The following is a 26916-nucleotide window of genomic DNA, read 5'->3' as shown; positions in this document are numbered from 1 at the left end:
CTTTCGACACTCCGGAGGGGAGCTTGCTGTTCGAATCCGGAACCCATTTTCGGCCAGATGGCGAAGACTTGGCCGCACGCTTCGCGTCAGAACCTTTGACCGGTTTCGCATCCGGCAGTGGCGTATTCGGCGGAACCCACACTTCAGGCGGCTTCTCCGCCGCCTCGACCACGGGAAGGCCCAAGCCGGAGATGAGTACCGCGGCCGCGGCCACGACCGCGACACGTGAGCGCCCGGGGCGCGAGCGCGCGAAGAACGCACGTCTACGAGACAAGCGGATCCCCCCACAGGACACAGAAGACATGAACTCCAGGCAGACGTATCCCAGAGGAAAAGCACCCTACGGAGCGGGCGTTCGATTTGGCAGCGGAGTTTCACATTCCCACTAAGTGACCCATGTCACTCCTTGGGCATACAGGGAACTCTCCACTCAAACTGCACGGGCAAAGCACAAAGATCGTTGACACGGTTGCAGTCGTGAAGGGAAAGTGCGGCTGACTTCTGTCCGTCTCACAGCTCAGGGGGCAATGCACGTGAGGCCGTCGTTCCTTGAACCACGGATTCCGCGAACTCCGCAGAAACCAAAGCCGCCAGGCCGCAGGCAAGGTGTTCTGCGCATCGCCCTGCTTCCCGTCGCCGGGGCAGCCGTCCTGTCACTCGGCGCGGGCCTGATCGCGGCTCCGCCCGCCGCGGCGGACGACAGCCCCCGCGGTCACGGGCCGGGACAGAGCACGTGGCCTGCTCCACCGCCCAAGCCGGCCCCGAGCGCGCAGGAGACAGCCGTCACCAAGGCCCTCGCCGAGGCCAGGAGCAGCGGCAAGCGGGTGGCGATCGTCGAGTTGACCACCGCGGACAGGCAGACCTTCGCCAATCCGAGCGGCACGCTCACCACCGACACCAGTGCCGTACCGGAGCGCGTCAAGAGCCAGGACGGGAAGTGGCGCACGCTCGACGCGACCCTCCACACCGCTGCGGACGGCACGGTCGTCCCCGCTGCCGTCTCCTCGAAGCTCAGCTTCTCCGGCGGCGGTGCGGGCCCCATGGCCGCGATGACGACCGCCGACGGCAAGAAGGTGGCCTTCAAGGCCCCGTTCACGCTGCCCAAGCCCACCCTCATCGGCGACAGCGCCCTCTACCGGAACGTGCTGCCGGACGTGGACCTGCGGCTGACCGCCGACCTGCAAGGTGGCTGGAGCCAGGTCCTGATCGTGCGTACCGCGCAAGCCGCCGCCAACCCCGCCGTCCGCAGGCTCCGGCTCGACATCGAGGCCGACGGGCTGGCCGTCAGCAGCGACCCCGCGGGCAACCTGGAGGTCAAGGACACCAGCGGCCGAACCCGCTTCACCAGCCCGACCTCGTTCATGTGGGACTCCTCCGGCACCGCATCCGCCCCGGCCGCCGCCGGCTCGGACCGGCGTCTGAGCAAGTCGGCCGGCGCGGACGCCCCACAGGCATCGCGCGCCTCCGAAGAACCTCCCGCTCCGTCCAGCGCGGACGGCCCGGGGGCGGGCGCAGCCGTGAAGCCGGTCAGGACGACCACGGATGCCAACGGCATCGAACTGGTCCCTGATGCCGAGCTGTTGAACAAGGGAACCGGGCCCTGGTACATCGACCCGGGCTGGAACCCTACGATCGACAACGGCAACCAGGCTTGGGCGCAGGTCCAGGAGGCCTACCCGGACACGAACGAGTTCAACGGCACCGAGCACGGCCAGGACAAGCCGGCCACCGGCTACTGCGGCTACAACATCGGCAATCCGCCCTGTACCGGTATCGGCCGTACCCGCGCCTACTTCCAGATCGGCGTCGACTCCCGCCTGTACAACACCGAGGTCATCGGCGCGACGTTCTCTGCGACCGTGATCTCCTCCTCCAGCCCGAAGACGGCCACGCCGATGGGGCTGTACTCGACCAACGCCATCGGCAACCCGACCAGCTGGAACCGTCAGCCCTGCGGCACCCGCTCCACGATGCAGGGCTGCAGCAAGGTCGGGCACACCGACATGTCGGGCACCGGCCAGATCGACTTCAACGTCACGGACCTGGTGAAGAACGCGGTCCGGTCCCAGTGGCCCACGATCACGGTCGGCCTCGCGCCGGACGACGAGTACAACAAGGAATACCGGCAGCGCTACGAAAACACCCCGCACATCACCGTCGAGTACGACATCACGCCCACCGTGTGGTGGCCCCGGACCCGACCCGCCCCCGGCTTCACGAGTTCAGCCTCTTACGCCGACTGCCGCACGCCCGGTTCCACGAATCCCTGGGACGACCCGGGCTGGGTCGGCGCCAACCACAACGTCACCCTCACCACCGCCACGTACTCGGCCACCAAGCGGCAGCTCCAGACGACCTTCCAGTACTGGGACGACGACACCGGCACGACGCAGTACGCCCAGACCGGCTGGAACAGCGACTACGGCGACGCCACCGTGGACGTCGGCACGCTGATCGACGGCCACCAGTACGGCTGGGCCGCCCGCACCACGGACGGCACCCTCACCAGCGCGGCCACGGAGTGGTGCTTCCTGCGCGTCGACCGCACCCCGCCCACCGCTGCCGTCACCTCCACCGACTTCCCCGCCTCCGGCACCATCGACGCGCACCCCAAGCACGTCGGTGAGGAGGGCACCTTCACCCTCGGCGGCACCGACCCCGCCCCGCCAGGCGGCGGCCGCAGCTCGGGCCTGGCCTGCGCCCGCTGGACCACCGACCCCGTCAAGGCCGCTGCCGTCAACTGGAAGTGCACCGACACCGACACAAACATCGCCGAACTCACCGGCGGCAAGGCGACGATCAAGCTCACCCCGACCCAGTGGGGCACGAACTTCCTTTACGTCCAGACCCAGGACAACGCCGGCAACCTGTCCCACCCCGTCGCCTACGGCTTCTACGTCCCGTCCAACCCGAACGGCCCGGCCCCGATCTTCGGTGACATCACGGGTGACCGGAAGCCCGACATCGTCCTGCCCGACAGCTCGGGCGCGCTGCGGGTGATCGGTGCCGACGCCGACCCGGCCGGCGCGCCGAGCGCCCGCCCCCAGTTGGCTCCCGGGTGGAACGGCTGGCACGGAATCCAGACCACGCACCGTGGCAGCCTCGGCGACCAGAACGTCGACGACCTCTTCGCCCACCAGCCCGGCCACGCCAACCTCTACGTCTACCGCAACAGCACGACCGGCGGCCGCCTGGACGGCACGGCACCGGTCCTCCTCGACAAGCCCGGCAGCTGCACCACCCCGACCGGAGCGGCTGTCGACTGCACGACCCACGGGTACGGCGGCGACTGGTCCAAAGCAACGCAGATCGCGGCCTTCGGATCCCTCTCGGGCGAAACAGCCCAGGACGGGGCGCTGGGGCGCACCTCTCTGCTGTTCGTGGAAAGCGGGCGGCTCTGGCTCGCCACTGCGGGTACGACGAACAAGCTCGCCCCGCGAGCGGTGCTGCTCTCCGCCAACGACACGCGTTGGGACGGGTACGAGCTGATCACCCCCGGCCGTGCCCGGGGCACGGACCTGCCGACGCTGTGGGCCCGTTCGAAGACGGACGGCACCCTGCACGCCCTGCCCGTCAAGGGCACGGCACAGGCACCCGACCTCACCGCCTTCACGGACCCGGCCTCGGGCACGATCGGCGGCACGGTCGACCCGCTCCGCTACCCGCGCGCCGGCTCTGGTGGTGACCTCACGGGGGACGGCGTCCCCGATCTTTGGGCAGTCGGCTCGGACCAGCAGATCGTCGCGTTCAAGGGACTCGGTACCGCCCCGAACGGGACCACCGTCCCGCACCCGACCGTCACGGGGATCGACACGTCAACGATTCTCATGGGCAGCCTCAACATGCCGGTCGCGCAATGGAAACTGTCCGGTCAGAACGGCACCACCAGCCCCGACGCGGTCGGCAGCAACCACGCCACGGCGGCGGGCAACGTCAAGATCGCAGCGGCCGAGCCCATCGGCGGCCGCTCCACCCCGTACGCGGCCTTCGATGGCAAGCAGTCGCCCGCCACGCTCACCGCCGGCCGCCCTGCGGTCGACACCCGCAAGAGCTTCACCATCAGCACCTGGGCCAAGGCCGACGCCGACGGCGGTGTCATCGCGAGCCAGGACGGCAACCGTGCCAGCAGCTTCATCCTCTACCCCGACCGTAATTCCGCCCGCTGGCAGTTCGCCCTGGCATCGGCCGACGCCGACGGCTGGCCCTTCGACTACACCTACGCCACCAACGGCGCGGCCCGGTTCACGCCCGACGCCTGGACCCGGCTGACCGCCGTCTACGACGCCGGCACCGGCCGCATGAGCCTCTACGTCAACGGCGTCCTCGCCGCCAGCGGCCACCACCGGGCCGCCACGAGCCCTGCGCCCAGCGGTCCGCTCGTGCTCGGCCGCTTCAAGGCCGACGGAGTCGCCCAGGACCCCCTCAAGCAGGGGAGCATCAGCAACTTCACCGTCTATCCGTACGCCGCCGCCCCGACCGCACCGGACGCCACCAGCCCCATCTCCCTGACGGCATCAGCCGGCAACTGCGTCGACAACGACCACGACCGGGCCGAGGACGGAAACACGATCCAGCTCGCTCCCTGCAACGGCACCGACGCCCAGAAGTTCCAGGTCCGGGGCGACGGGACCATCCGCACCCACGGCATGTGCCTCAACGCCGTCAACGCAGGCACCGCGAACACCACGCCCATCGAACTCCGGACCTGCGACAGCAGCACCCCCGGCCAGCAGTTCCTGCCCCGGTCCGACGGCAGCGTCCACAACCCGGCCTCCGGCCGCTGCCTAGACGTGGGCAACTTCGACACCACCCCCGGGCACCAGCTCTGGTTGTACGACTGCAACACCAGCCCCGCCCAGCGGTGGACCATCCCCACCCTGAACACGGCCCCGCTGCCCGTGCCCGTCCCGTAAACACCTCCCGAACGCAGCGGCTGCTTCCTCGGGCACCGGGGGGAGCGGCCGCTGCGGCTTTTCCGTGCCGCCGCTGACGGCGGCTCCAGCGCCGCAGAAACCGATCGCCCGCGGCTCCGCGACGGAGAACGGAAGCAAGCCGTGGACGACACCGGCTGGGGGGCCGTCCGGGCGGTCATGCGCACCCTTGCCGGTCTGCACGGGGACGCGGGCGTTCGGCTGGTCGTTCGGTTCGATGGCTGACGCAGAACCACCGGACGCGTTTCCCGAAGGGGCCTCCGGCCGGGAGCGGTCGTCGGGGTTCGGCGATCGATTAGGGTGCCGGGGCGGCTACGGGCCGTGGATTCGTAGCCGTGGCGTGTGGAGAGGAAGGTGCTTCGGGTGGCGGAGATATCGGGGGCGGGCGGGACCGCGGAGCAGCGGGGGCAGCAGCCTGACGAAGAGCGCACAGGGGGGTCCCCGTACGCCGCACACCCCGGTCCGTACCCGCCCGCGTCGCAGCCGTGGGCCGCACCGCAGCCGTCGCCTCACGGGCAGGGGCCGGCGCCGTCCGGGCAGGGGCCTGCGCCGTCCGGGCAGGGGCCGTCGCCTTACGGGCAGGGGCCGTCGCCTTACGGGCAGGGGGTCGCCGGGGCGCAGGCGTGGCCCGGCCCGCAGGAGTGGGCTGCCGCGTACGGCAGTGGGGCGGTGTCCCGGGTGGTCGCTGCTCCGGCCGGGTCGCGGTACCACGAGCAGGCGCGCAACGGCCGGCAGGGCTGGTGGCGGCGGCTCGGTGAACTGTGTGCGGTGGTCGGCCTGCTCGGCGTCGGGTTGGTCGTGGTGACCGGGGTGGGCATGGCGGTCGGAGCCGCCCTCGGAGCCGAGCTCGCCTCCGACGGTGAAGAACGGCTGTTCGCGGATCCGCTGGCGGACACCGTGCTCGGGCTCCTCGTACTGGCGATCGGCATACCCGTGGTGATGCTGGCCGTGCGCTGGTGCGGCTCCCGCCCGGCGGGGACGCTGGCGTCCGTGGCCGGCCGTGTGCGGTGGAAGTGGCTCGGGCTGTGTGCCGCCGTCGCGTTTCCCGTCATGGCCCTGCAGATGGGCGTACTGACGCTGTGGGAATGGCTCGCGGAGGGCGGTTCGGTCTTCGAGGGGAACGCCCCGGAGCCCGGGAAGCTGCTGCTCGGCCTGGCACTCATCGCGGTGGTGGTCCCGTTCCAAGCCGGGGCGGAGGAGTTCGTCTTCCGGGGCTGGCTCCCGCAGTTCTTCGGCGGGTTCGTGCGTTCGCCGTGGCCGGGGGTGGCCGTCGCCTCGGTGCTGTTCGCCCTCGCCCACGGCTTCGGGGCCTGGAGCGGCTTCTTCCTGCTCTTCTACTCGTCGCTGTGGTGGGGGTGGCTGGTGATCCGTACGGGCGGGCTGGAGGCCGTGATCGCCATGCACACCGCCAACAACGTGTTCTCGTTCATGGCCGCCCTGGCCCTCGGGCAGCTGGCGGACGCGGGGACGGCCGCGGACGCGCCGTGGCAGGCGCTGGTCGTGGAGCTGGTGTTCGCGCCGGTGTACTGCCTGGTGGTGGCCCGGCTGGCCGACGCCCGCGGCCTCTCCCCGGTCTCGGCCCCGACCGCTGTACCGGGCGCGGTACCGGTGTCCGTACCGGCCCCGGGGCCGCGGGCGGTCTGAGGCGGTAGTGCCCGTCGGGCCGCCGTGGCGGGCCGCCGTGGCGGGCCGCCGTGCCGTGCCATCGTGCCGTGTGCCGTCGTGCCGTGTGCCGTCGTGCCGTGTGCCGTGCCGGGCCGTCGTGCCGGGCCGTCGTGCCGGGCCGTCGTGAGGTGGCCGGATCGCGCCGGGCGGCCGTAACGGAGCGTCAGAGATCGCCTACGGTGTCGCAGGTCAATTCGACCGCGTCAAGGAGATCCGCGTGGAGCGCTCCCGTACCGAGCTGAGGATCCGTGCCGTTCTGGCCGCGTTGGGCGTCGGCGTCGCCCTCGCATCCGCAGCGCCCGCCCAGGCCGCCCCCGCCCAGGCCGCCCCCGCGTCCGCCGCCGCGGTCGCGCCGGCGGTCACGCCGGCGGTCGGCCCCCCAGCACCGTGCACCGGGGAGTTCGAGGGCGACGGGCGGCTCGGCCCGCAGCACCTGCCGAAGCGTTGGCAGCAGCCGGTCGGGCCGCTGCTGGGGCACTACCAGCGCACCGGGAAACTGACGTCCGCCGAGTTCCTGAAGAAGTACTGGGAGGGCCCGGCCGCCACGGGCAGCTGGAAGTACCCGCCGAACGACGGTTTCGCCGAGGTCAACGGCACCGTCGACAAGGCTCCCGAGGTGCTGGAGCCCGGCGAGCGCCTGGACCGCTTCGGGTCCGAGTACGGCTCGTACCTCGCCCCTGCCGGGGATCCGTACGCCAAGCGCGCCCTGCCGCCGCAGAACCTCAACACCCGTGATGCGGCCTTCCCCTGCGATTACCACGTGTACGAGGTGGCCAAGCCGTTCACGGTGTGGAAGGGGGCCGTCGCCCCCTGGTTCGAGCAACCGGGCGGCGGCCGGCAGGTCAAGCTGGATCCGGCCTTCCTGAACCCCGGGCCGGGGCAGCGGCTGAACGTCAAGTGGCTGCTCGACCACGGCTACCTGGTGCCGGCGGCGTCGTGAGCGAACGCCGGAGGCTCGAACGGGCGCTCCTGGAGGCCGGGGTGCCGGCCGGGCACTACTGGATCGAGGGGGTGCACGAACCGGCGCCGACTCCGCCCGACTTCGTCTACCTGCGGACCCGGCCGGAGGGGGGCGGCTGGGAGACCGGCGTGTACCAGCGCGGCGCGTTCGAGCCGGTCGCCGTCCACGCCACGGAGGGTGAAGCCTGCGCGCACCTGCGCCGCCTCCTGCTCGGCGGCTGAGCCCCCGCCCGGGCTCTTCGGTTCTCGTGGTCGTCGCAACGCACCAGCTCAGGGGGGTGCGGTGGACTTCAACGCAACGGCCGGCTTGAGGGTTTGCAAGAAGAGCGGCCGGGGCCGCCCGCACGCCACCCAGGCTGGCGCCGACGCCCGCCGGCCCCGCCCCGAGCAGGGGAGATCACCCCAGCCGAGCGCCTGCATGAACTGCTCGCGGCCTGACACACACGACCACGTGTGCAACGACTCCTAGCGCCGGTGCGGGCAGGGGCAGGGGCCGGCATCAGCACGGCCGGCGGTGGCGGATGGCGCTACGTCGTCTGCCGCGGCGTCGCGTCGGCGGTGAATGCCGAGGCGACCAGGGATGCCACGGCCCCAGCGCGTCCCTGGAGGTAGAAGTGCCCTCCGGGGAAGACGCGGGAGGCGAAGCCCGTGGTGGTGAGGTCCGCCCAGGTGGGCAGGGCGCCGACCGGGCAGCCGGCGTCCTGGTCACCGCCGAGCGCAGTGACCGGGACGGGCACGGCGGCGGGCGGCACGGCCGGCCGGTACCCGGTCAGCAGGGTGAAGTCCGCGCGCAGGGAGGGCAGCAGCAGTTCCCTCAGTTCGGGAATGGCGTAGGGGTCCTGGTCGGCGGCGACGTCGACGGCGTTCTGCCGGCGGGTGTAGGCGATCAGCGACTCGTCGTCCAGGGCGGGCAGGTCCGTGCGGACGCGGTGGGGCGCACCGGATCCGGAGACGAACAGGTGGACCGGCAGCGACTCCGGAGCGCGCCGTTCCATCCGGACCACGGTCTCGTAGGCCACCAGTGACCCCATGCTGTGCCCGAAGAGGGCGGTGGGTAGCGGCGGGAGCGCGGTCAGGGCGGTGCAGACCGCGTCGGCCAGCTCCGCCATCGACTCGATGCAGGGCTCCGCCATGCGGTCCTGACGGCCGGGGTACTGCACGGCCAGCAGCTCGGTGTCGCCGGGGAGGTGGCGGGCCCAGCCCTGGTAGGCGGTGGCGGCGCCGCCCGCATGCGGGAGGCAGACGATGCGGGTGCGGGCCGGGTGCGGCGCCGCGCCGGCGGCGGCCCCGAACCCGCTACCGCTACCACTACCGCTACCGCTTCTGCCGCTGACGAACCGCTTCAGCCAGCGCTGTGTGCCGCCGCTCGTCATCCCAGCTCCCCGCGCTCGACGCAGAACTCGTTGCCCTCGGGGTCGGCGAGCACCACCCAGCCGCCACCGTCCGGACGGGTCTGGTCCGTGATCACCCGCGCCCCCAGGTCCCGGATCCGCTGCACCTCCTCGTCCCGCGTGCGGCCCGCCGGCTGCAGGTCGAGGTGGATGCGGTTCTTCGCGGTCTTGCCCTCCGGGACGCGGACGAACAGCATCGTGGGGCCGCCGGCCGGATCCTTGATGATCGCCTCCGGGTCGCCGGGCTTGTCGTCGTCGGCCAGCGGGCGGCCCAGCACGCGGCTCCAGAACAGCCCGAGGTCGTACGGGTCGCCGGTGCAGTCGAAGGTGATCGTGCGGATGCTCGGGTACAACGTGGCTCTCCCTGTGCGACCAATGGCTGTTTGACACCCCGGCAGGTTGTCGGGGCGTCAGGTACTCAGGATGCGCTGGTCTCTGCCGCACCCCACGCCCGGGGTGGTGATCAGCGGCCCGGATGCGGCCCCCGGCACTGGGCCAGGAACCTGAAGCCCACCGTTCCGGGGAGCCTCGGGGCCGCGGGCGGCGGCGCCGCGCACGAGGATGAGTCCGGTCAACACGACCCCAGCCGGGACACGGGTGCGGTACGGGGACTACGTCGTCGACCTGGCCGGCCGGTGGATCAGGGCGGTCGTGCCCCGGGGGGATCGGCATCGTCGATGTCCGCGTCACCAACCTGCTCGGTACGTCGCCCGCCGTCCCGCTGGGGCAGTTCGCCTACGACGGACCCGCGCCGGTGGTGGTCAGCGCGGTCGTCCCGAACGAGGGGACGGACCACGATCGCGTCGTCATCGAAGGCTCCGGCTTCGCATCGCCCGCGGCCGTGCGGTTCAAGCACGATCCAGCTCGCTCCGTGGAGGTCAAGTCCTCGACCCGGATCGAGGCGACGCCACCGCCACGGCTGCTCGACGAGTCGGACTCGGACGACGACGGGAAGACGGTGGACGTCACCGTGACGGTCGGCGTCGCCACGTCGCCCACCAGTCCGAACGACGAGTTCACGTACGTGCTGTGAGCCCGCCCGGGCCCGGCGGACAGGGCGAACAGCGCGGGACGAAAAGGCCGGGCGGGGTTACAGGGGGTCTCCGAGGGGGCCCAGGGTGGGTTCCAGGGTGGTCGCCCAGTGGGCGGCGAAGTCGGGTTGGGTGCCGTCGGCGTCGGTGAAGCCGTACTCCCCGTACAGGGACCAGGTCGCCAGTGCGCGACCGGACTTGGCCATGACACCGGGGTCGGCGGCGAGGGCGGCGACCGCGCGGCCCAGGTAGGCGGGGCTCTCGGAGTGCGCGAAGTTCGGGTCTTCGGCCACGGCTTCGCGCCAAGTGGCTTCGGTGACGCCGAAGTGGTCCAGCACGGCCTCCGAGCGCAGGAAGCCCGGGGTGACGGCCACGGCGGCGACGCCGTGCTCGCGCAGTTCGGCGGCTTGCGCGAAGGCGAGGCGGATCACCGCCGACTTGGCCAGGTCGTAGAAGAAGGAGCCGCGGTAGCGGGCGGTGTTGCCGTCGGTGACCTCGACGACCAGGCCGCTCCCCCGCGCCACCATCAGTGGGAGCGCGAACCGGCTGGTGATCACATGGGTCTCCACTGCCTGGCGCAGCAGCCGCAGGCCGCGGTCGAGGTCCTGCTCCCACAGCGGGTGCTCCCAGTCGGTCAGCGGGTCGCCTCCCCAGACGCAGTTGACGAGGACGTCGAGCCGTCCGTCCTGTTCGGCGTCGATGCGGGCGATGAGGGCGCGGACCTCGTCGGGGCTGCTGTGGTCGACGCGGACCGGGATGCCGAGGCCGCCGGCGGCGGTGACCCGCTCTGCGGTCTCCTCGACGGTCTCCGGGCGGTCCAGTTCGGAGCGCCCGGCGGCGCCGCGGCTGCTGCGGCCGGTGACGTACACCGTCGCTCCGGCGGCGCCGAGCTCGACGGCTATGCCGCGCCCACCGCCGCGGGTGCCGCCTGCGACGAGGGCCACCTTCCCCCGGAGCGGGGCGGTCGTGGGGGTGTCGTGCGTCATCCTCATTCATGCCTCCGGTGGGTTGCGGTGGGCGGTGAGTACGGCGGCCAGCTCGCGGCGCAGCCGGATCGCGAGGGCGTCCCGGCGGTCGAGGGCCCAGACCAGGCCCGTGCCGGCGGTGACGGCCTGGACGGTGTCGGCGAGGGCGCCGGTGTTCGTACCTGGGCGGAGTTCACCCGCGGCCACGGCCTCGACGAGCAGGGTCTCGACGGCGCGCCGCTGGGCGTCGTGGACGACGAGCGCGTGGCGGCGGAACTCCGGGTCCGTGAGGTCGGTGCAGAGGAAGGCCAGGTGGTGGGCGAAGGATTCGGGGGTGGCCACCTGGTCCGTGAGCTCGACCAGCAGCGCTTCGAGGGCGTCGAGCGCCGTGGTGTGCGCCGGGCGTACGCGGGCGGGCAGGGCGTCCGCATCGCGCGCGGACAGTTCGGCGAGTGCGAGCAGCAGTCCGCGCTTGGAACCGAAGCGCTGTACGAGGGTGCCCGCAACCAGTCCGACCTCGTCCGCCACGGCGGCCAGGGTGAACCCGACGGGGCCCACCCGGCCCATGACCTGGGCGGCCGCGCGGAGGATCACCGCGTCCTCGACCCCACGGGGACGTGCCATGCCTGCCCGCCTCCAGCTTCTCCTGTTAATAAATGCCCGTTCATTCATTAAACGGGATCCTGGGGCCGACGGCAATGCGCGCTCCACCAGTTGGGATCGCTGTCTGACGCAGGTGGCTGCGCGCGTCGGTGTCCGGGGCGCCGGTACCCCGGCCCGGGTACGACCGCTCGGGCGCACGAGGCCGATCGTGGCCCCGGTGGTGGAGCGTCTTCACGCTGACCCCTGCTAGTGCCGCCGCTCGGCCGACAGTGAGACCGTCGGAGCCGAGCCGCCCGGTGCCCCACGGCCGGCGGTTGCCGGCCGGGGCGGGGGAGCACGGTCACCCCCTCGTCGGCACACCAGCGTTCGCGAGGACGTCTCGGGCCGGCAACGCAGTGCTCTGTGCGGCGGTCAGGCCGCTCGCGGCGAGGTGGGCGTCCACGATCCGCAGGCCGACCGCGTATCCGGCGGAGTCGGGCAGGCCGACGGGTCGCTGCCCCATGCGCTGGGCGGTGGCGTCGCCGTACACGTACGCGGGCAGGTTGTGCATGCCCGTCACGTCGATCCCCGCCGTGACCTTCTCGTAGGCGGTGTCGAGTTCCGTGCCGGTCAGCGCAGTTGACCAGGGGCCCATGGCCCCTTCGCCCGCCAGCTCGCGTACGAAGGCCTCGGCCAGACCTTCGGCCACGACCTGCTCGCCGACCGTGACCGCCGCCGGATCCCAGACCACATTGGCGTAGCGCACGTTGTGGTGGAGCTCGTGCGCGGCGGCGTAGCCGATCTTCGCGAGGCTGGTCCCCGTGGGCCACATCGTCAGCTGGATCGCTCCCGGGATGCCGCCCATGCCGAAGTAGCCGGCGCTGCGGACCGTCAGGAGGTCGTCGTCGGGGTTGCCGAGCACCAGCACGACGTGCACGGTCTCGGCGGTCCTGAGCCCGGGCGCCGCTCCGCTCAGGCGCTCCCACGCCGAGGTGAGGCAGCTCTCGATCCGGTCCCACACGTTCGCTTCCCGCATCTGCCTCACGGCCGGCAGGTAGCGCGGGTCCTCGACGTCGGTCCGGAACCCACTGCCCGTCCGGTGCATCTGGACCATGTCCAGGTCGCCCATCACGGACATGACGTCCTGTAGCGGGCCGAGCATCTCTCGCAGGGCGTCGGGCCGCTCCCCCAAGGGGCGTTGCAGGAGTTCGAGCATGGCGGACGCCGTGTCATGAACAACGATCTTCATGGCTCGGAACCGTAGGGCCTCCCCGTACCGGAGGGTCCAGCCGCGCAGGCGAGCGAGGCAGGGCGGCCCGCCCCACGGCCTGAAAAAATCTCCGGCGGGCTGTCACATCCCCGCGCCGCGGTCCGTCAGTGCAGTGAAGGCAACGCAACGGACCTAAAGGGACCACCACGATGACCGCTCAGCCGAACACCGCCCAGAACACCGTCCGCACCAACACCAAGGGCTCGCGCCTGCCCAACCCCGCGAGGCTCGTCCCCGAGCTCGGCCCCGTGTCGGCCGCGCTGTTCAAGGCCACCGGCAACGGCTCGGTGCCGAAGACCACCGTCGACCTGGTGCAGCTGCGGGCCGGCCAGATAGTCGGCAACACGTACCTGACCGTCATGCACAGCGAGAGCCTCCGCAAGGACGGCGTGTCCGAGGAGCGGATCACGGCCGTCGCGTCCTGGCAGGACGCCCCGTACTTCACCGGGGCCGAGGCCGCCGCCCTGGCCCTGGTGGAAGCGGTGCTCCGGCCCTCCCCGCACGGCGAGCGGGTGTCCGACGAGCTGTACGCCCGGGTGGCGGAGCACTACGACGACAAGGCGCTCACGACGCTGGCGATCGCGATCGGCCAGGTCGGCTTCTTCATCCCGCTGGCCGTGATCGGCAAGCCGCTGCCGGGCGTGAAGCCGTCCGAGCAGTGGACCTGACCGCGACCCACGGTCCGGCACGGCGGACGGGGCACGGCGCGGTGCCCCGGCTCCGGCCCGACTTCCGGCGCCACTCCCCGCGCGACTCCCAGTGCGGGCTTGGTGCGGACCCGGTGCGGGCCCGCATCCCGCGCCGGGCTTCCGCCGCTGCAGCTCACCCATCCCCAGCCCCACCCCCGCCCCGCCCGTGCCCGCGCCTACGACTGCCCCCCGCGTACGAGCTCCAGCGCCCGGGCGAGCTCCGGGGCGTGGGCGGCGAACGGGCCGAGGTCGGTGGCGCGGGCGAACGCAGGATCGTGCCGGTGGTCCCCGAGGCGGGCCAGCGCGCGACTGCCGTAGTACGCGGACGGGGCGGACAGGGCGGACGGGGCGGACGGCGGCCGTGCCGACACGGCGGGGCCCGGCAGGACTCCGTCGGTGACGGCGACGGCGGGCAGTGTCTGCTCGAACAGGGTCTGACAGGCGCGGACGCCGCGCAGCATCACCTGGTGGAAGCGGTCCTCGGGCCCGAGGGGGAAGCGGTGCTCGGAGAGGACGGGACCGGTGTCGATGCCGGCGTCGACCTCGTGGACGGTGGCGCCGTACTCGGTGTCGCCGTGCAGCAGGGCGAACGCGATGGCTGCGGACGGCAGTCCGCGGTGCTGCGGCAGCAGGCCGTTGTGGACGTTGACGATCCGCAGTCCGAGGGAGAGCAGCGGGGCCCGGAAGATCTGCCGGTTGTTGACGGACCAGACGATGCCGTCGGTGCAGGCGGCGGCGAGGACGGCGGCGTGCGCGTTGACGTCCGGGGCGGGGACGAGGTGCGGGGTGGCGGGCCCGGCGGCCGCGGCGTCGAGCGGGTCGGCGGAGCAGACCAGGTCGACGCGGTGGCCCTGGGCGGCGGCGTGGGCGACGGCCCGGCGCAGCAGGGCGCCGTCTCCGACGAAGATCATGCGGGGGTCTCCTCGCGAACGGCGGTGAGGCGGGCACAGACCTGTCCGAGCGTCAGGTCGCGGACCAGGCAGGTGAGGTCCTCGGTGAAGCGGCGGGCCTGGTCGGGGGTGAGCAGGTCGGCGCTGACCGCACTGAGCATCTCGACGAGGGCGAGGGAGTCGCCGCCCAGCGCCTGGAAGTCGGAGTCGGGGGTCAGGGCGGAGGCCTCGACGCCGAGGATCGCCGCCCAGTGCCCGGCGACACGGGCCCGCAACGGGTCATCGGCGTTCGGCGCCGTGGAGTCCGGGGCCGGGGAGTCCACGTCCGGGCTGTCCGGATGCGGAGTGCGGGCGAAGGGGTCGGGGAGGGCGTCGAAGTCGGTCTTGCCGCTGATCGTGATGGGCAGGGCGGCCACGGCGACCACGTGCGCGGGAACCAGGTGCCGGGGCAGGGTCCGGGCCAGTTCCCCCCGCAGCGCGGCGGCCGTCGCGGCCTCCGACCGGGCGTTCGCCCGGTCGGCTGCGATCGTCGCCGGGGCCGGAGACGGGGGTGCGGGCGGTTCCGGGCCGTCGGGGCCGTCGGGGCCGTCGGGGCCGTTGGGGCCGTTGGGGCCGTCCGGGGTGCGGGCCAGGACCACGTACGCGCACAGGGCAGCCGACCGGGCGCCGGGACGGCGGCGGGCCGTGACCGCGGCGCGGGCCACGGCCGGGTGGGCCTCCAAGGCGGCGGCGACCTCGGCCGGCTCGATCCGGTACCCGGAGATCTTCAACTGGCCGTCGGCCCGACCGGCGAAGGCGATCGCACCGCCGGGAAGCCGGCGGCCGAGGTCGCCCGTACGGTACGAGCGCACCCCGTCGGGCCCGGTCGAGAACGGGGACGGGGCGGCCGTACGGGCCTTCCCGCCGGCGGCGGTATCGGCGGCGGTGTCGGCGGTGGTCTCGGCGTCGGCCTCCAGGTAGCCGCGGGCCACCTGGAGGCCCCGTACGACGATCTCGCCGACGCGACCGGTGTCCGCCGGGCCGGTGCCGATGACTTCGCCGTCCTCCGCGACCAGGTCGACGCGGGCGCCCGGGCCGGCAGTGCCGAGCGGCAGGGAGGGACCCGTCTCGGTGCCGTCGACGACGTGGGCGAGGCAGGCGACGGTGGCCTCGGTGGGCCCGTACCCGTTGATCACACGGCAGTCGGCGCCGAAGGCGGCGTACGCGGAGCGGACGGAGGCCGGGGTCAGCTCCTCCCCGCCGAGCAGCAGCGTGCGGAGGCGGCCACCGCCGTCGCCGTCGAGGAGGGCGAGGTGGGACGGCGTCAGGGCGAGGACGTCGGCGCGGTGTTCGCCGACGAGGGCGCGCAGTACGGCCGGGGAGGGCGCGCCCGGCGCCAGGACGGCCGTACCGCCGGCGAGGAGCGGCAGGAAGAGCGGGAAGCAGGAGATGTCGAAGGCGTACGAGGCGGCGAACCCGAAGCGGGTGCCGGCGTCGACACGGCACATCCCGGTCATCCAGTCAACGAAGGCGAGCAGCCCGCGGTGCTCGATCAGCACGCCTTTGGGACGGCCCGTGGAACCGGAGGTGTGCATGACGTACGCCAGGTCCTCCGGGGCGGGGCCGGCGGGCAGCGCCGGGGCCCGGTCCGGGTCGGGGTCGGGGTCCGCGGTCGAGCCCGAGTTCGGGTGCGCCGGCACGTCCTCGACCGGGAGCAGGGTTCCGGGCACGAAATCGGCCAGGGTCACGGCAAGGTGGCGCTGGGTCAGGGTCAGGCGTACGCCGCCGGCCTCCAGTACATCGCGGATCCGCAGACCGGGATGGCCCGGGTCGAGCGGGACGTAGGCGGCCCCGGCCTTGAGGATCCCCCACAGCGCGCAGACCCCCGCCGGGGTCCGGTCGACGACCAGGCCCACGAGACTTCCGCGGCCGGCCCCGCGCCGCACCAGTTCGGCGGCGACCGCGTCGGAACGCCGGTCCAGTTCGGCATAGGTGACGGGGCCGTCGGGCCCGTCGAGCGCGACGGCCGCGGGCGTACGGGCGGCCCGGGCCCGGAAGACGTCCACGACGGTGGTCGCGGTGGTCGCGGTGGTCGCGGTGGTCGCGGACGGGGCCGGAGCGGGCGTGGTGGCCGGTGCTGCCGGACCCGCCACGGCCGCGGAACGGGAGCCGCGCGCCACGGAACGGTTGGGGTCCCCGGCGGCAGTGGCGGCGGGGGCGCTGGGGCTTGCGGGGGCTGTGGGGCTTGCGGGGGCTGTGGGGCTTGCGGGGGCTGTGGGGCTTGCGCCGGCGCTGGCGAGGACCGTGTCCAGGAAGGCCGAGGCGTGCTGCCGGAGGTACGGGTCGCAGGCGCGTACGCCGAGGGTGATCTCGGTCGCGGCGCCGGTCTCGGTCGCGGCGAACGACAGCGGGACCAGCGGTGCGTGCACGGGGAGCGCGTACGCGGTGGTGGCGGTGAAACCGCCGCCGGACAGTTCGTCCGGGTCCAGCAGACCGACGTGGGAGACCACTGCCGACGCCAGGTGGCGGTCGGCGCGTACGGACGCGGCCTGCGCGCCGCGCAACAGCGCGGCGACGGCACCGGCGGGCAGCCGGGTGACGAGGCCCGCCTCGAACCCGGAGGCGAGTTCTGCGCCGTCGGCGAGCGCGGCCAGCAGCCGGGAGTGGGCCCCGGCCCAGTCCTCCCCCGGACGCAGGTCCAAGAAGAGCGGCAGGGTGAGGTTGCCGGTGGCAGCCGCGAGCTGCGGACGGTGGCGGCGCAGGTCCACCGGGACCATGACCCGGGTGTCGCGCCGTGCCGCGTCGGCGACGGCCTGGGCGAGCCGCGCGGTCAGCGCGGGGTGCCGGCCGGGCAAGGTGCGGCGCAGCCACAGGGTGCGGGGCGGGGCTCCGGGGGTGGCGGGGCCGAGCGGTGAGGGCCGGCCGGGTAGCGGGGCGGGACGGCGACGGCGCCGGTCGGCGGGCAGGGAGCGCAGCAGACCGTGGTCGGTGGCCGGGTGGGCCGCGGCCCGTGCGGGCTCGCCGCGCAGCGCCCGGAAGACCTCCCGTACCCAGGTCAGGGCGCCGTGACCGTCCATCAGGGCGTGGGAGGCGCTGAAGACCAGCGCGGTGGGTGTGTCGGTGCCGTCCTGGCCGGGTACGGCGAGGACCTCGCAGCCGGGCGGGTCGGCCGGGCCGGAGCGGCCGGTGAGCAGCTCGGCGGTGGCGGGGTCGGAGGCGTCGAGGGCCGCGGGGGCCGGGTCGGCGTACACGACGCGCGGCGGCGGGCCGTCGGCCACCCACAGCGGGCCGCGGCGCACCAGGCGGGAGCCGGGGCAGGCCTCGGCGGCCCGGGCCACGGCGGCTTGGAGCTGCTCGCGGTCGGGCAGCCCGTCGCCCTCGACGACGATCCGCAGGGCCATGGCCCCACGGGCCTGGCCGGCGGCGAGGTAGAGCCGCTCGGTGGGCGACACCGGGCGCCGGTAGGGGGCGGCCGTGGTGGTAAGGGCGGCGGCCGGGGCGACGGACGCGGCAGGCGCCGCGGACGTGTCGGACGTGTCGGACGTGTCGGGTGTGGTGGTCATCGCGGGCTGTCCCCTCGGGCGGCCGAACCGGCCGGGTCTGTGGTTCCGGACGCTGGGGCGGCGGTGTGCAGCAGTCGTGACGCCGCTTCCTGACGGGTGCTGCCGGGCCGGGGTCCGGAGGCGTCGGCCGCGGCACCGGTCCCGGCATCGGGTACCCGGCCGGCCGGGGCGTCCTGCGCGTCGTGCCGGGAGGAGGACCCGTCGGCGTCGGGGGCGCTGAGGGCCCGCCGGCCGAAAGCGGAAGGACGGCGCGAGCCCGGGCCCGCCCCTGCCCCGGCGACCGACCCGGTCCCGGCCCCGGACGCGGACTCGGACGCGGACTCGGCCCCGGACGCGGAGTCGGACGCGGACTCGGCCCCGGACGCGGCCCCGGACGCGGAGTCGGACGCGGACTCGGCCCCGGACGCGGCCCCGAACGCGGACTCGGCCCCGGACGCGTCCACAACGGCATCGGGAAGGGCAACGGCACGGCCATCGGCATCGGGATCGACATCCACATCGGCATCCAGAGCGACACCGCCCCCGGGCACGGCCCTGGGCACGGCCCCGGGCACGGCCCCGGGCACGCCCCCGGGCACGCCCCCGGGCACGTGCGCAACACGGCGTCCGGAGTCCCGGGGCGGCTCGGAACCGCTCACCGGGCCGGACCCGGCGGCGCCCGCGGACGCGGACCGGGTGGTTCCCGCCACCCCGGACCCGGCAGGCCCCCCCCGGGCAGCGCCCGGGCGCGGCAGACCGGGCGGGTTCGGGCGTCCCCGTCGGTGCGGGATCGACCGCGGCCTCCCGGGCGGGACCGAGGCTGTTCGACCAGACGAGGCCGGTGGCAGCCGCACGAGCGGTATCCGACGCAACCACCCGCGCGGCACCCGAGGGAACCACCCGCGCGGCGCCCGGCGGACCCACGCGTACGGCGCCCGGCGGATCCACGCGGGCCGGGGGGTTGGTCCAGGCGGGGACGCCGCCCTGGGCGGTGACCCAGCGGGCCAGGTCGTGGAGGCCCTCGGTCCGGCTGCGGGGGGCGGTGTAGCCGAGGTCGCGGTGGGCGGCGCCGGTGTCGTACGTCGTCGAGCGGGTCAGCAGGGCCATCATGTAGCGGCTCAGCGGCGGGCTGCTCGTGCCGGCGTCGGGCCGGAGCCGCCAGAGGGTCTCCACCGCGGCCGCCAGTGCGCGACCCACCGGAAGCGGAATGCTCGGGCCCGGAGGGGCGCAGCCCATCAGGCCGGCGGCCTCGGCGAGGAACGACCACAGGTCCGTCACCTCGCGGTCCGCGACGAAGTACGCCCGGCCGCCGATGCGTTCGGCGGGGGCGGTGACGGCGGCCCGCAGGCAGGCGTCCACCGCGTTGTCGACGTGGCAGAGTGACACCAGGACACGCTTGCCGCCCGACAGGTCGGGCAGCCGCCCGGCGTGCATGGCCCCGACCAGCCGCGGCAGGAACCCGGCGTGGTCGCGCGGCCCCCAGATGCCCCGCGGGCGCAGCGCGCACGTCGTGAACTCCGGTGTGTCGGCGGCCAGTACGTGCTGCTCTGCGATGGCCTTCGTCGCGCAGTAGTGGTTGAACCAGCGGGTGGGGTACGGGGTGCTCTCGTCGATGCCGAGCCGGTCTCCCTCGCGTACGTGCATCAGTGCGCTCGGGCTCGACACGAACACGAACCGCCGGGCACCTGCCGCCCGGGCGGCCGCCATCAGCCGGAGCGTGCCGGTGACGTTGGCGGCCGTGAACTGCTCCCGGCTGCCGTGGTCGACGACGCGCGCAGCGCTGTGCACCACGGCCCGGCAGCCCTCGGCGGCCCGGGCCAGCGAGGCCGGCTGGGTCAGGTCGCCGGTGACGAGCTCGACGCCGGGCAGGGAGCGCAGCCGGGCCGTGTCGCTGCCGGACCGTACGAGCGCCCGTACGCGGTGGCCGGAGGCGAGGCAGGCGTCGACCAGGTGGCCGCCGAGGAAGCCGGTGGCGCCGGTGATCAGGATGCGGGTGGAGGTCACAGCTTCCGCCACCAGGTCGCTCCGTAGAGGAGGGTCAGTCCGGCCGCGGCGGGCCGGCTGATGCCGGCGGCTCGGGCGCGGGGCAGGGCGAGCGGGATCTGGGCGGCGTGCCCGGCGATGCTCAGGGCGGCGTCCGTCCACCACAGCACGCGGGGGAGGCGGGCCGCGGGGACCCCCGCGGTCGCGGCCCACAGGGCGCCGCCCACGAGGTACGCCCAGCCGGCGAGCGGGACGAGCTGGGCGGCGCGGTCCCGGGAGAGCAGGGGGGCGGGCGGGGCGAGCCGGCGCTCGGCCCAGCGGGCGAGCTCCTCGCGGCCGATCTTGGCGTTGTGCCGGATGTCGACCGGGAAGCCGGGGTGGCGGAGGAAGTCCTCCGACTCCAGGCCCGTGGTCGGCGCGTGGGCGCGGGCGAGGTCACGGAGTTCGGCGACCGTGCGCTGCCAAGTCCCCGCATCGAGGTCCGCCTCGGTCTCCACGCAGACGACGGGCCGTTGGGGGCGCTGCCCCACTCGATCGCCCCCGCGACCGCGGCCCCAGCCGCTGTCGGCGGCGGTCCCGGTACCGGTGGTGGTGCTGTCCGCGATGCCGACGAGGGCGGTGCGGCGTACCAGGGGGTGCGCGTTGAAGACGCCCTCGCAGCGCACCGTGTGCAGGTCGCGGTGCTCGGCGCGCACCCGCTGGGCCGCGCGGCCGCAGAACCACAGCCGCCCTTCCTCGTCGAGGTAGCCGAGGTCTCCGGTGCGGTGCCAGGTGCGCGGTGGTGTGCCGTCCCCCGCCGCCGCGGTGTCGGCAGCATCCCGGGCGGCGGCGTCGGCAGCCGAGGCGGCGTCGTCGAGGACCTTGTGCAGCCGGTCGGCCTCCGGCGAGCGGTGGTAGCGGGGGCTGACCGAGTCGCCGTGGACGGCGATCTCGCCGACCCGTCCCGCGGGCAGGCGCGTCCCGGCCCCGAGGCGGGGCAGCGGGCCGTCGGTGACGGGCAGGATCGCGATCCGCGTGCCGGGCACGGGCCGGCCGACGCAGGTCCCGGCACCCTCGGCGGCCCGCGCCGCGGTACCGGCCCCGCCCGAAGTCCCCGTCGCGGCACCCGCACCGGCGTCAGCCGGATCCCCGAGGATCTCGGTGGCCTCGATCGACGTGATCGGCAGCACCTCCGTCGCCCCGTACGTGACGTGGATGCGCGCCTTCTCGTCCAGTACGCGGCGCAGTGCGGCCACGGTCGAGTCGGGGACCGGTGCGCCGCCGCCGACGACGCAGCGCAGGTCGGGCAGCGGGTGGCGGCCCGGGGCGGCAGCGGTGAGGTGCTCGGCGAGGGTGCGCAGCAGGGCGGGCGAGGCGAACATCGTGGTCACGCCGAACCGTTCCAGCGCATCGACCACGAGCTCGGGGTCGGCCTGCGCCACCCTGGCGGGTGCCAGCGGGGCGAGGACGAGGGTGGAGCCGTAAACGAGGTCGAGGACCCCGTAGAACGGCAGGGTGACCAGGGAGGTGTCCTCGCTGGTGCGGCCGTGGACGGCCTCGATCTGGCGGGCGATGGACAGGGCCATCCGGTGGGTGTACTCGACTCCCTTGGCGGGGCCGGTGCTTCCGGTGGTGAAGCCGATCATCAGCAGGTCGTCGCGGCCGGCCGCCACCCGTGCGGTGTCTCCGCGGCGGGCACTGTCGGCTCCCAGGGCACGCACCGCGGTCAGCGTGCGGGCGCGGCCGAGCCGGTGCCGGCCCAGGGTGACGGGCACCCGTATCCCGGCGAAGGTGCGGCGTCCCAGCAGCCGTACGAGGTGGGCGAGCGGCGGGCCGATGAAGGCCTCGGCGCCCACGGTCCGGTAGCAGTGCAGCATCCGGCGCACGCCCATGCCGGGGTCGACGACGACGGGTACGGCGCCGATCCGGAACAGGGCGAAGACGAGGGCGAACAGCTCGGGGCCGGGCGGGGCCATCAGCACGGTCTTGGTGCCTTTGGTGATCCCGGCCCGGGTGAAGCCGGCGGCCAACTCCTCGACCGCTGCCTGCAGTTCGCCGTACGTGAGCGTGCCGTACTCGGGAACGTGCGCCGGGCCGCCGGCAGGAGCCTGGGCCGGGCCGGCGGAGCGTGCGCCCGGGACCCGGCGGGGGCCGTCGGGGTGGATGACGGCCGGCTTGTGCGGGTGGGCGCGGGCGTTGCGCTCCAGGAGCCCGGCCAGGCTCTGCGCATCGAGGTCCCCGGCTCCGGAGCCGGCTCCGGGGCCGGTGCCGCTGTCGGCCGCGGCCTGGTGGTGGGACGCGGCCTGCCGGGTGGCTGCTGAGGTCATGCCGGTCACCACCCCTGCGGCCGGTAAGAGGCGCAGGCCGCGCTCGGCCCGGCGCCCGCGGTCACGAACAGGATCCCGTCGTGGTCGGCGGGCCGGGCGCCGCCGTCCAGGGCACGCAGGTAGCCGAGGATCGGAGCGGCGGTGTGCGCCTCCCCCGCCCCGCCCGCCCCGCCCGCCTCGCCCGGCGCGCCCGCACCGCGCAGGTCGCCCGCACCGTGCAGGTCGCCCGCACCGTGCAGGTCGGCGGCGAGCGGAACCCGGGGCCCGATGAGCAGGGTCCGGGTGAGGTCGAGCCCGAACTCCTCCGCGTACGAGGCCACCGCGGCGGCGGCGAGTTCGCCGGTCCGCGTCTCGTGCCCGGGCGGACGACGGACCGTGATGCGGGAACGGCCGCCGCTGCCCATGGTGTCGAGGTCGAGGTAGCCCTCGATGTCGGTGGGCCGGTCGGCGCCGTAGTGGCGTACCGGCCCGAAGCCGGTGCCGGGGTCGGCGGCGCGCTCCAGCAGGAGGGCTCCGCCCAGGTCGGCGTACGGGTAGTCGGGGTCGCGGGCGGCGTCCCCGCCGGGGTGGACGTCGGCGGCGGTGATCAGCAGGCGCTCGGTGGTGCCGGTCGCCAGCAGGGACTGCGCGGCCTGGACGGCGCTGAGCACGCCGCAGGCCCCGTTCATCAGGTCGAAGGAGAAGCCCGCGGCCGGCTGGGGGTCGGCGAGGTAGTCGAGGTTGATGCCGACTTCCTTCTGGACCAGCGCGGACACTGCCGGTTCGAAGGTGTTGTGCTCCCGGTAGACGCCGACGTTGACGAGGACCCCGACCCCGGACGGGGAGACGCGGGCGCCGTCGAGGCAGCTGCGGGCCGCGCGGGCGGCGAGGTCGACGGCGGAGGCCGGGGTGGCCGGGTCGGTGTGGGCCGCCGTGGCGGCGGCGGTGATGACGATGCCCATGGCGGCTCAGACCCTCGCGTTCGTGATCGTGGCGGACAGGGCGCCGGTGACCACGCCGGAGGCGGCGGGCACCATCAAGTACCTGGCCCCGCTGCGGGCGTGGTCGCGGTCCGCGGCCGGACCGGCGCTCCGCAGGTGCTCGCGCAGGGTGAGGAAGTGGGACGTCGTGGCGGTGTTCCCGAACCGCTCGACCACTTGCAGGGAGGCCGGCATGGGGGTGCCGAACTCCGCCTCGGCGGTCTGGTTGACGTAGTCGATGAATCGCGTGCCGACCTGGTGGTGAATCACGTAGTCGAATTCCTCGTCGGCGAAACGGTGCCCGTTCTTGGCGAGGAAATCCTCGTGGAATCGCGGCCACAGTTTGAGCCGGTTACGGTCGTGCATCTTCTTGTTGTCGGTGTAGAGGGCGATTCCCTGGCTGCGGTCGCTCGGCATTCCCATGCACAGATGGGAGTATTCCGAGCAGGTCATGAGCTCGATGTAGTGGATGCGGTCGGCGGCGTCGGTCGATTCGTCGAGGATGACCGCGGCCGCCGAGTCGCCGACCGAGAGGGAGGCGAACTGAGGGTCGTAGGAGTCGGTGAGCTCGCGGGCGGCGGTGCGGGCGACCCGGGTGGCCTGCTCGCCGCTGACGACCATGCCGCTGCGCACGGCTCCGGAGCGGATCATGCGGTCCAGCAGCCAGACCCCGGTCATCATGCCGGCGCAGGCGTTGGAGACGTCGAAGCTCAGGACGCCGGGCCGGGCGCCGAGCTCCCTGGCCAGCATGCCGGCGAAGGACGGCTCGAAGTGGAAGCGGCCGCCGTCCTTCACCCGGGTGATCGAGGCGCTGATGACGACGTCGAGGTCGGCGGCCCGGTGGCGGGAGGCGGCCAGGCAGTCGCGGGCGGCGGCCAGGGCCATCCCGAAGGAGTCCTCCCCGGCGGCCGGGTCGGGATCGTGGACGCGTCGTTCGGCGATTCCGGTGATCCGTTCGACGTCCGCTCCTCCGAGGCCCGGCGCCTCGGCGCGCAGTTCCTCGTTGCTCTGCGTTCCCGCGGGGAGAAAGGCGCCGAGGGCCTCTATTCGGCTGCGACGCTCGGTGGTACTCATATTCGCCCTCCATGGCGATCCGCCGGGCCCGCGATTCGGTATGAGCGGGCGCCGGTCGGGAAATGGCTGAGGGCCGTCACGGGGGTGACGGACAGCGAAGTTACCGTAGCGTACGGATTTTCTTCGCAAGGTCTGAGAGCCGCCGGAACAGAGCCGCCCGATCGAATATCAGCCAATTCCTGGACGCTCAATTCACCACTACGGGACGGGCAGTGGAGCCCGCCCGGGCGGCGGCGGGCCGGTCCGGCATCGGTACGTCGACGTCCGCGCCGCCCCGGGGCGCCGCCGCGGAGGCCCGGGCGTGCCCCACGAGCCGCACAAAAGATGTCCGGAATCGCCCGGTCCGTCTTGACCACGCGCCACGCCTGCCGCATCCCCACCCGGGCCGGCGCACTCCCCCTGCGGTTCGCCCCCCGGGGGGTGTTCGAACACGTCGTGGGGCCTACGACGGCCCCCTGAGCGCCCGGACGGTCGACGCGGGGCCGGAGGTGGCCTGGTTGGTCCAAGGCCGCTTCAGGCCCGCCGACCTCCCTTCCCAGGCCGCTGGCCAGCGACAAAGCTGATCCCTGTCAGCGAGGGAGACCTCGGGGACACCGCCTCGAAGGCTTCTGGGACGTCACCGCGGGACGTGTTCAGGGGAGTCCGGCCGTACGGACGTCAGACGGGCACCAACACAACCTGTTCGAAAGGAAACACGACCGTCATGCGCACCGGAACCCCGCGGACCGCCACCCCCGACGCCTCGGCGCCACCCGCCGGCTGACACTCCCTCACCCACGGCGCGGCCCGAAGTCACGCCTGGACCACCGGAGTCCACGCGACACGGCACGGACCGCACGGACCGCTGTACCTGCAGGACAGCCGTCCGACCGCGTCCGCCCTCGGCAACCCCCTCGGCAACCCCCGCGGCACACCGCCGCCTCACCACCCTCGACATCCGCGGTATCCGCGGTATCCGCGGTATCCGCGGTATCCGCGGTATCCGCGGTATCCGCGACATCCGCGGTATCCGCGGTATCCGCGGTATCCGCGACATCCACGACCACTGCAGCATCCGCGACATCCACGACATCCGCGACCGCTGGTCGAGCCCCGTCGGCTCCCGGCACACCGCGAACCCTTCACACACGAACCGGAGTACACCCATGTCCCGCAACGGAAAGTCCTTCCGCCGCACCGGAATCGCCGCCCTGCTCGCCATCGCAGCCGCGAGCGGCACCGTCGTCGCCGTCAACGGCACCGCGGTCGCCGACCCGGCGCCCCCCGCCGCAACGGGGGACGCCCCCGTGACCGGCGCCCCGAACCCCGACTTCGGCAGCACCGGCCAGGGCGCCGAGGTGCCCGTCACCACCGAGGTGAGGGGAACGCCGTTCGCGGCGGCCGGGGCGGCCACGAAGATATCCCGCGAGACCGTCATCGAGCGGGCCAAGAGCTGGGTCGGCATCGGCCTCGACTACGACTGGGGCGGCCGCCACGGCGGTTACCGCACCGACTGCTCCGGCTACGTCTCGATGGCCTGGGACCTGGACTCCTCGCTGACCACGGACACCTTCGAGCCGCGCGGCGTCGTCTACAAGATCGGCAAGTCGGACCTCAAGGCGGGCGACGCCCTGCTCGACAACGACGGCGGCGCGGGGGGCCACGTCGTCCTCTTCGAGCGGTGGGCCAACAGCGACCACACCAAGTACTGGGGCTTCGACTTCACTCCGAGCGGCGTGCACCACCGGATCTACGACTACCCGTACTACCCGGGCTACGGCCCGTACTACCCGGTCCGCTACAAGAACATCGTCGACGACGCGGCGCCCAAGCCGCAGCCGTCCGCGGGCATGACGGACCTGGTCGCCGCCAACATCAACGGGGACGGCGTCGACGACGTGGTGGGCGTGGAGGCCTCCACCGGCAAGCTGTGGCTCTACAAGGGCAACAGCAACGGCACGATCGCCGGCGGCTCGGCCCGCGTCGAGATCGGGGCGGGCGGCTGGAACGGCATGTCCAACCTGGCTGCCGCCGATTTCAACGGCGACGGCAAGGACGACGTCGTCGCCACCCAGGAGTCCACCGGCAAGCTCTACCTCTACCCCGGCACGGGCTCGGGCCTGGGCGCCCGCAAGGAGATCGGCTCCGGCGGCTGGAACGGCATGCACGACCTCATCGGCGGCGACTTCACCGGCGACGGCAAGGCCGACGTCGTGGGCGTCGAGAGGTCCACCGGCAAGCTGTGGCTCTACAAGGGCAACGGCACCGGCGCCATCAGCGGCGGCAGCACCCGCGTGCTGATCGGCACGGGCGGCTGGAACGGCATGCACGACCTGGTCGGCATGGACGTCGACAACGACGGCAAGGCGGACGTGGTCGGCGCCGAGTCCTCCAGCGGCAAGCTCTTCTTCTACAAGAGCAACGGCTCCGGCCTGGAGACCCGCAAGGAGATCGGCTCCGCCGGCTGGAACGGCATGAACGACCTCATCGGCGGCGACTTCACCTCGAACGGCTACGACGACCTGGTGGGCGTCGAGAAGTCCACCGGCAAGCTCTACCTCTACCCCGGCACGGGGTCGGGCCTCGGGGACCGCAAGGTGATCGGCTCCGGCGGCTGGTAGCAGCCCGCAGGGGGTGCCGGGAGCGTGACGCTCCCGCCCCGGCACCCCCTGCCTTCCCCGGCTGCTCCCTCACCACGCCTCCGTTCCCTTCCCCACACC

17 protein-coding genes are annotated in these 26916 nt (G+C 73.6%); 7 read left to right on the top strand and 10 right to left on the bottom strand.

Features of this window, described 5'->3' with window-relative positions:
* Nucleotides 1–824: 824 nt before the first annotated feature.
* The 4 genes from ACFV7Q_RS12360 (at nt 825) to ACFV7Q_RS12345 (ending at nt 7778) form a co-directional block, all read left to right on the top strand.
* A complete protein-coding gene (locus tag ACFV7Q_RS12360) occupies nt 825–4913 on the top strand; it encodes a ricin-type beta-trefoil lectin domain protein (RefSeq protein WP_385427270.1) in 4089 nt (1362 codons plus the stop codon).
* A 696-nt stretch (nt 4914–5609) separates the two neighbouring features.
* Nucleotides 5610–6575, top strand: a complete 966-nt coding sequence (locus tag ACFV7Q_RS12355; RefSeq protein WP_385427267.1) for a CPBP family intramembrane glutamic endopeptidase — start codon at nt 5610–5612, stop codon at nt 6573–6575.
* A 238-nt stretch (nt 6576–6813) separates the two neighbouring features.
* Entirely contained in the window at nt 6814–7536 is a 723-nt protein-coding gene (locus tag ACFV7Q_RS12350; RefSeq protein ID WP_385427266.1) for a TNT domain-containing protein, read from the top strand.
* Nucleotides 7533–7778 (top strand): hypothetical protein, encoded by a 246-nt coding sequence (locus ACFV7Q_RS12345; protein WP_385427263.1) that lies wholly within the window; start codon nt 7533–7535, stop codon nt 7776–7778. The genes ACFV7Q_RS12350 and ACFV7Q_RS12345 overlap by 4 nt, the downstream gene beginning before the upstream one ends.
* Nucleotides 7779–8083: 305 nt before the next feature.
* Here the strand turns inward: ACFV7Q_RS12345 and ACFV7Q_RS12340 are convergent, their stop codons facing one another.
* Nucleotides 8084–8929, bottom strand: coding sequence for a thioesterase II family protein (locus ACFV7Q_RS12340; protein ID WP_385427261.1), 846 nt, complete (start codon nt 8927–8929; stop codon nt 8084–8086).
* On the bottom strand, nt 8926–9300 hold the full coding sequence (locus ACFV7Q_RS12335) for a VOC family protein (RefSeq protein ID WP_385427258.1): 375 nt from the start codon (nt 9298–9300) through the stop codon (nt 8926–8928). The genes ACFV7Q_RS12340 and ACFV7Q_RS12335 overlap by 4 nt, the downstream gene beginning before the upstream one ends.
* A 401-nt stretch (nt 9301–9701) precedes the next feature.
* On the opposite strand from ACFV7Q_RS12335, the gene ACFV7Q_RS12330 reads away from it, so the two are divergent.
* Entirely contained in the window at nt 9702–9980 is a 279-nt protein-coding gene (locus ACFV7Q_RS12330) for a hypothetical protein (RefSeq protein WP_385427255.1), read from the top strand.
* 57 nt (nt 9981–10037) lie between these two features.
* Here ACFV7Q_RS12330 and ACFV7Q_RS12325 read toward each other — a convergent pair whose 3' ends face one another.
* From ACFV7Q_RS12325 to ACFV7Q_RS12315, 3 genes are all read right to left on the bottom strand, one after another.
* Nucleotides 10038–10964, bottom strand: coding sequence for an SDR family oxidoreductase (locus tag ACFV7Q_RS12325; protein ID WP_385427252.1), 927 nt, complete (start codon nt 10962–10964; stop codon nt 10038–10040).
* 6 nt (nt 10965–10970) lie between these two features.
* Nucleotides 10971–11567, bottom strand: a complete 597-nt coding sequence (locus ACFV7Q_RS12320) for a TetR/AcrR family transcriptional regulator (protein WP_385427251.1) — start codon at nt 11565–11567, stop codon at nt 10971–10973.
* A 319-nt stretch (nt 11568–11886) separates the two neighbouring features.
* Nucleotides 11887–12774 carry a DUF2268 domain-containing protein gene (locus ACFV7Q_RS12315; protein WP_385427248.1) on the bottom strand — a complete coding sequence of 296 codons (888 nt, stop codon included), beginning with the start codon at nt 12772–12774 and terminating at the stop codon, nt 11887–11889.
* A 170-nt stretch (nt 12775–12944) separates the two neighbouring features.
* Between ACFV7Q_RS12315 and ACFV7Q_RS12310 the strand changes: the two genes are divergently transcribed.
* Nucleotides 12945–13463 carry a carboxymuconolactone decarboxylase family protein gene (locus ACFV7Q_RS12310; RefSeq protein ID WP_385427246.1) on the top strand — a complete coding sequence of 173 codons (519 nt, stop codon included), beginning with the start codon at nt 12945–12947 and terminating at the stop codon, nt 13461–13463.
* 197 nt (nt 13464–13660) lie between these two features.
* Here ACFV7Q_RS12310 and ACFV7Q_RS12305 read toward each other — a convergent pair whose 3' ends face one another.
* The 5 genes from ACFV7Q_RS12305 to ACFV7Q_RS12285 are packed head-to-tail and all read right to left on the bottom strand — an operon-like array spanning nt 13661 to nt 24217.
* Nucleotides 13661–14395, bottom strand: coding sequence for a formyltransferase family protein (locus ACFV7Q_RS12305; RefSeq protein WP_385427244.1), 735 nt, complete (start codon nt 14393–14395; stop codon nt 13661–13663).
* Nucleotides 14392–19911 carry an amino acid adenylation domain-containing protein gene (locus ACFV7Q_RS12300; protein ID WP_385427241.1) on the bottom strand — a complete coding sequence of 1840 codons (5520 nt, stop codon included), beginning with the start codon at nt 19909–19911 and terminating at the stop codon, nt 14392–14394. Before ACFV7Q_RS12300 ends, ACFV7Q_RS12305 begins: the two co-directional genes overlap by 4 nt.
* A complete protein-coding gene (locus tag ACFV7Q_RS12295; protein WP_385427239.1) occupies nt 19896–22184 on the bottom strand; it encodes a fatty acid CoA ligase family protein in 2289 nt (762 codons plus the stop codon). Before ACFV7Q_RS12295 ends, ACFV7Q_RS12300 begins: the two co-directional genes overlap by 16 nt.
* Nucleotides 22185–22189: 5 nt before the next feature.
* Nucleotides 22190–23125, bottom strand: a complete 936-nt coding sequence (locus ACFV7Q_RS12290) for a hypothetical protein (RefSeq protein ID WP_385427236.1) — start codon at nt 23123–23125, stop codon at nt 22190–22192.
* 6 nt (nt 23126–23131) lie between these two features.
* The gene (locus tag ACFV7Q_RS12285; RefSeq protein ID WP_385427233.1) at nt 23132–24217 is read right to left on the bottom strand and encodes a 3-oxoacyl-ACP synthase III family protein; all 1086 of its coding nucleotides are present in this window, start codon (nt 24215–24217) and stop codon (nt 23132–23134) included.
* Between the two features lie 1145 nt (nt 24218–25362).
* On the opposite strand from ACFV7Q_RS12285, the gene ACFV7Q_RS12280 reads away from it, so the two are divergent.
* Nucleotides 25363–26817 (top strand): FG-GAP-like repeat-containing protein, encoded by a 1455-nt coding sequence (locus ACFV7Q_RS12280; RefSeq protein ID WP_385427230.1) that lies wholly within the window; start codon nt 25363–25365, stop codon nt 26815–26817.
* The last annotated feature ends 99 nt before the right edge of the window (nt 26818–26916 follow it).

The sequence above is a fragment of the Streptomyces sp. NPDC059851 genome (assembly GCF_042732005.1).
In the GTDB taxonomy this organism is placed as follows: domain Bacteria; phylum Actinomycetota; class Actinomycetes; order Streptomycetales; family Streptomycetaceae; genus Streptomyces.
Note: the sequence above shows the minus strand (reverse complement) of the source record. Positions and strands in the feature narration are given on the sequence as shown.

Bases quoted from the DNA above. Each gene is read 5' to 3' on its own strand.
- ACFV7Q_RS12325 (WP_385427252.1), bottom strand. From the start codon at position 10,964: ATGACGCACGACACCCCCACGACCGCCCCGCTCCGGGGGAAGGTGGCC.
- ACFV7Q_RS12305 (WP_385427244.1), bottom strand. From the start codon at position 14,395: ATGATCTTCGTCGGAGACGGCGCCCTGCTGCGCCGGGCCGTCGCCCAC.
- ACFV7Q_RS12295 (WP_385427239.1), bottom strand. From the start codon at position 22,184: ATGACCTCAGCAGCCACCCGGCAGGCCGCGTCCCACCACCAGGCCGCG.
- ACFV7Q_RS12315 (WP_385427248.1), bottom strand. From the start codon at position 12,774: ATGAAGATCGTTGTTCATGACACGGCGTCCGCCATGCTCGAACTCCTG.
- ACFV7Q_RS12280 (WP_385427230.1), top strand. From the start codon at position 25,363: ATGTCCCGCAACGGAAAGTCCTTCCGCCGCACCGGAATCGCCGCCCTG.
- ACFV7Q_RS12290 (WP_385427236.1), bottom strand. From the start codon at position 23,125: ATGGGCATCGTCATCACCGCCGCCGCCACGGCGGCCCACACCGACCCG.
- ACFV7Q_RS12285 (WP_385427233.1), bottom strand. From the start codon at position 24,217: ATGAGTACCACCGAGCGTCGCAGCCGAATAGAGGCCCTCGGCGCCTTT.
- ACFV7Q_RS12340 (WP_385427261.1), bottom strand. From the start codon at position 8,929: ATGACGAGCGGCGGCACACAGCGCTGGCTGAAGCGGTTCGTCAGCGGC.
- ACFV7Q_RS12320 (WP_385427251.1), bottom strand. From the start codon at position 11,567: ATGGCACGTCCCCGTGGGGTCGAGGACGCGGTGATCCTCCGCGCGGCC.
- ACFV7Q_RS12310 (WP_385427246.1), top strand. From the start codon at position 12,945: ATGACCGCTCAGCCGAACACCGCCCAGAACACCGTCCGCACCAACACC.